The sequence below is a fragment of the Gallibacterium faecale genome, from assembly GCF_027920745.1.
In the GTDB taxonomy this organism is placed as follows: domain Bacteria; phylum Pseudomonadota; class Gammaproteobacteria; order Enterobacterales; family Pasteurellaceae; genus Gallibacterium; species Gallibacterium faecale.
In genome coordinates this window covers 1-4887 of record NZ_JAQIBB010000007.1, presented here as the reverse complement: position 1 = coordinate 4887, position 4887 = coordinate 1, and the positions used below count along the sequence as shown (strand labels likewise).

Sequence of the window (4887 nt, the reverse complement as noted above, 5' to 3'; positions counted from 1 at the left end):
GCATCAGGCAGTACAACAGAGGCGACTAAGTTAGGTAATATTGCGGACGGTGAAATTGCTCCTGACAGCAAAGAGGCTGTCACAGGAGGCCAGTTACACGCTCTTCAAAATGAAGTAACCGCAGTTGCAAACACCGCTAATGCTGGATTTGCACTTAGTACCGGTACACAAGAAGTTGTTGATGGAAAAGTTTCAGTCAAAGAAACAGCCCATGTTGGACAAGTTAAACCTAATACAACTGTAGTTATGGTAGATGGTAAAAATACCAAAGTATCTAAGGTTGACTCAGGTTTAGCGAATGTGATTAGTTACACTGTCGAAGTCAATGGTATTCCAATGAGTTACATCAATAGCAAGGGTGATACCTTAGTGAAAGTGGGCGATAAATTCGTTGGTGTGAATCAAAACGGAGAAATTGATCCAAGTATTAAGGATGTAGCTATTGCTGGATTGAAAGTAGTTAATCCTGCTAATCCGGATAAAGGATTAACTGTGGATAATGTTGCTGAAGGCAAAGTAGCACAAGGCAGCAAACAAGCAGTTAATGGAGCTCAACTCCATGCTACAGCTCAATCTGTTGCTGATGTTCTTGGCAATGACTTTGAAAACAAAGAAGGCAAAGTAACTGTTAAAAACGGTACAGATGGAATCGGAGGTACGGGTAAAGCAACGATTAGCGATGCATTTAAAGAGGTTGTAAGAAGATCGAATATTGATGTTGAAAGCTTGGATGGTAATATTGTTGTTGAAAAACCGCTCGCCAATGCTGATAAACAAGCGTATAAAGTGGGTTTAAACAAAGATATCAAGGTTGAAAACTCAATTACGATTGGTCAAGGCAAGGTGAAAATAACCTCTGATCCGGCATACACTGATAAATACGGCAACCAAGTGCCGGCTGCATTAAATCTAAATGGTGCTCGTCTGACAGGCATTGCAGATGGTGTGGAGGCATCTGATGTGGCAACCGTGGGGCAAGTTAATCGTATAGCTGCCGGTGCAACCCAAGCTATTAGCCAAGTCAATGCACGCGTTGATAACCTTACTGAGGAATCAAGAGCGGGGATTGCCGGTGCAATGGCAGCTGCCGGTCTACAGCAGGCAACTCAACCAGGAAGAACAACCATCTCAATGGGTGCTGCTACCTTCAAAGGTGAAAGTGCTGTTGCATTAGGTTTCTCTAGACTTTCCGATAATGGTAAGTTGGGGGTTCGTTTCTCCGGTATGACGAGCAGTGCAGGTAATACAGGAGCTAGTGTCAGCGTGGGTTATACTTGGTAATCATGTGGAAGATTAAACACAATCTTACATGATATGCACCCCAAAAGTTGGACTTATTATCCAACAACATACAGAGGTGCAGATTTTTATAACCAAATATAACGGTGTAGTAGACGAAATGGTTGCTGATTTTTAAAAAACTACACCAAGTGGACAAAGTGGTTGCTAATAATTATTTTCTAAGATTATTAGCAACTCTTTTTATTTAAAAAATCCTGTATAAACATAATCTTACGTTTTTTCGTTAAGCCGTTGTGATTATTTAATTTCCGCTTCAGTTCACTAAATAATCCTTCTATTCGATTGGTTGTTTTTTCTATATTTAATTCTGGATATTTCTCATAGGTAAATAAATACTTTTCATAACGCTTTAAACGCGCATAAGCTCCTCGAATATATCGATGTTTATAGGGAAAATAACCTCGTTCATTGGCCTTTTCTGACCGTTCATTTAAAAATTCTTGATGTTCTAAATACCAATAATGTAATCGCCGATAAAATTCCGCTTTGTGACTACTTTTTAAGGTTTTTGCTATTACTTTTAATGCTTTTCCTGCTTCAGATTGATGATTTTTTCTTAACTTTCTCATCACCATCGCCACCCTATGAAATTGACACATCTGCGTTGGTGTATTGAGCAAATCTTTCAATAAACCTCTTCTCCCATCACAAGTAATTGCTTGAATTTTATCGCCTTTTTCTCTGAGTTTATTCATGGCTATTTTGTAATAGTCATCTTTTTCTGTTTTGACTATTTGATGGTAAACTACATTACCTGATAATGAATCCATCAAAACTAACACGCCAAAATTTCGTCCAAAGAACGTCACATCCATAATCAGATTTAACACGCGTTTTTCTGGCGTTTTTAGTTTGGTTTTGGTATGGGCTTTTTTGTCTTATTTATGGCGCCAATTTTGCGTGTTTGAGGCAGTGGTAAAACAATCAGAGAAAATGACCGCTTGCCCAGTTATCTGAAAGGAAAAGCAAGCGAAAAGTAACAAAGTAAAAAAACAAACCCACTTTTATTATCAAATGACTTTGGATAGGTGGGTTTGTCAACAGTCTGACCACGCTGATAGCGTGGTTTTTCTCTATTTAGTGCAATTATTGATTGATTAAACGATAGATTTCAGGATCTTTTCTATCTAAATAGTGGAATGATTGAATACGACGAATCGTCCGAGAACGTCCACGAATCAGGAGGGTTTCTGTTGTTGCGATATCACCTTTACGGTGTACACCTTTGAGTAAATCGCCATGGGTAATTCCCGTAGCTGAGAAAACAAGATTATCATCGCGGACTAACTCATCAAGCAGTAATACTTTATTAATCTCTACACCCATTTCTTGGCAGCGACGGCGTTCGCTTTCTGCAAACTGACGGTTTTCTTCACTATCGCCTTTAACAACCTCTCTGGTTAGTAAGCGAGCTTGCATTTCACCACCTAAAGCACGAATTCCTGCAGCAGCTACTACTCCCTCTGGCGCACCACCAATACAATACATCATATCGACACCTGTATCAGGTAAACAACAAAGCAATGCAGCAGCGACATCACCATCAGGAATTGCCAAAACTTTGACACCAAGTTGTTGCATTTTATAAATCACATTTTTATGGCGTGGTTTATCTAAGGTGACCACAGTAAGTTGAGATAACAATTTACCCATTTTTGAAGCAACACGACGTAAGTTTTGTTCTAAAGGAAGATTGAGATCAACCATACCTTTCACTTCTGGACCAACGACTAATTTTTCCATATACATATCAGGTGCACGTAGAAATGTATTCGGACCACCAGCAGCTAATACAGCAATCGCATTAGCTTGTCCCATGGCTACCATACGAGTACCTTCGATAGGGTCAACTGCAATGGCAATTGGTTCTTCTTGAGTTCCTTTACCTAGCTTTTCTCCAATATATAGCATTGGTGCTTCATCTATTTCACCCTCACCGATAACAATTTCTCCGTTCATTTCAATTTGATTTAACATCGTCCGCATCGCTTTCACAGCAGCTGCATCTGCTGCATTTTTATCTCCACGACCTAGCCATGAGAAACCCGCTAATGCTGCAGCCTCGGTGACACGAGAAAATTCAATTGCCAATGCTCTTTTCATAATTTTTCCTTACCCTATTGATTGTCAAAACCGCCTAATTCTAGCACTTGGCAAACGATTGCTTAACTAATTTGTGAAAGATTTTTTTAATTTAGATGAAATGGAATCTTATCTAAGATAGAATGTTAGCCATCCTGATGTATTGGACAACTAATGAGGAAGAATAACAATGTCTTTAGAAATCTTAGATCAACTTGAAGCAAAAATTAAACAAGCAGTAGAAACTATCCAACTTCTTCAACTTGAAATTGAAGAATTAAAAGAGCAAAAAGCAAACGCAGAACAAGCAAATCAAGCTCTTCAAGCAGAAAAATCTCAACTTAATGCAGAAAATGCACAATTAAAAGAAGAACAACAACGTTGGCAAGAACGTTTACGTTCATTAATTGGACAAATTGAGAACGTTTAATTAAACGCTTTTTTGATAGCAACCCACTTTATTATGGCTTAATAAAGAGGGTTCATTTTTCTGAAAAATAGAGAATAGAATCAGATCTGATCATGATTAGATTTGATTCTATTTTCTTGTTTAATCACTATTGTAGAAATGATGTAAAAGAAATATTGATAGGATTGATAAGATGAAACAGCAACCTATTATTGGGTTTATTTTAGTATTAATTGCAATTTTGATGTGGGGAACATTACCTATTATTTTGCAACCTGTATTACCTTATATCGATAATCAAACCGTTGTTTGGTGCCGGTTTTTCGTTGCTGCTGTGGGTGCTTATCTTATTCTTTATTATGGGGAAAAAACAGGCTTTGCGTCCATTATTAAAACGCCAACATCTTATTTTTCTGTTATTAGGGATTATTGGGCTTTGTGCAAATTTTCTACTATATAATTTAACTCTCAAATATATTCCGGCGACAGTAAGTCAAGTATTAAGCCCGTTATCTTCCTTTTTTATGCTAATTTGTGGCATTTTTATTTTTAAAGAAAAACTATTACGTCATCAAAAAATTGGATTGTTTATTTTATTAATAGGATTAGGTTTATTTTTTAATGATCGTTTTGCTGATTTTTCTTATGTGAATAATTTTTCATTAGGTATTTTCTTCTGTGTGATGTCGAGTGTAGTGTGGGTAGTTTATGCAGTGGCACAGAAATTTTTGCTCAGATATTTTAGTTCCCAACAAATTTTATTTGTGATGTATTTAGGATGTACATTAGTGTTTTTACCAACGGCAGATCCATCTCAATTAGCTACGCTTTCGCCAATTACTTTACTGTTTTTATTTTATGGATGTGTCGGGACTATCTTAGCTTATGGTTGTTATGCTGAGGCGTTAAATCGGTGGGATGTATCTAAAATTAGTATGATTATGCCATTGATCCCGATTGTGACTATGCTATTTTCATATCTTTTTGCCCTTATCGCGCCAAGTTATTTTAGTTATCCAAGTTTAAATATAGTGAATTATTTAGGTGCGGGTGTTGTAGTTTTTGGGGCTTTCTTTTCATCAGCAGGGCATAAA

At 37.3% G+C, this 4887-nt stretch carries 5 protein-coding genes and 1 pseudogene; 4 read left to right on the top strand and 2 right to left on the bottom strand.

The window, feature by feature from the left end:
- Positions 1-1281: YadA-like family protein (locus PF272_RS01055; protein WP_271141315.1), on the top strand; the 1281-nt coding region annotated here is incomplete at its 5' end.
- A gap of 188 nt (positions 1282-1469) precedes the next feature.
- On the opposite strand, the pseudogene PF272_RS01050 reads toward PF272_RS01055, so the two are convergent.
- A pseudogene (locus PF272_RS01050) lies at positions 1470-2135 on the bottom strand (IS256 family transposase, variant Zn-binding type); the annotation flags it as partial.
- A gap of 253 nt (positions 2136-2388) precedes the next feature.
- The gene (gene glpX / locus PF272_RS01045; protein ID WP_065235138.1) at positions 2389-3405 is read right to left on the bottom strand and encodes a class II fructose-bisphosphatase; all 1017 of its coding nucleotides are present in this window, start codon (positions 3403-3405) and stop codon (positions 2389-2391) included.
- 169 nt (positions 3406-3574) lie between these two features.
- Here glpX and zapB point away from each other — a divergent pair, with 169 nt between their 5' ends.
- From zapB to PF272_RS01035, 3 genes are all read left to right on the top strand, one after another.
- Positions 3575-3814: a cell division protein ZapB gene (gene zapB, locus PF272_RS01040; protein ID WP_065235139.1), complete on the top strand. Its 240-nt coding sequence runs from the start codon at positions 3575-3577 to the stop codon at positions 3812-3814.
- A 172-nt stretch (positions 3815-3986) separates the two neighbouring features.
- Entirely contained in the window at positions 3987-4253 is a 267-nt protein-coding gene (locus PF272_RS12900) for a hypothetical protein (protein WP_333781480.1), read from the top strand.
- On the top strand, positions 4138-4887 hold a 750-nt coding region (locus PF272_RS01035), incomplete at its 3' end, for a DMT family transporter (protein WP_333781479.1). The genes PF272_RS12900 and PF272_RS01035, both read left to right, overlap by 116 nt.

Coding starts and splice junctions, on each gene's coding strand:
- zapB (WP_065235139.1), top strand. CDS start 3,575: ATGTCTTTAGAAATCTTAGATCAACTTGAAGCAAAAATTAAACAAGCA.
- PF272_RS12900 (WP_333781480.1), top strand. CDS start 3,987: ATGAAACAGCAACCTATTATTGGGTTTATTTTAGTATTAATTGCAATT.
- glpX (WP_065235138.1), bottom strand. CDS start 3,405: ATGAAAAGAGCATTGGCAATTGAATTTTCTCGTGTCACCGAGGCTGCA.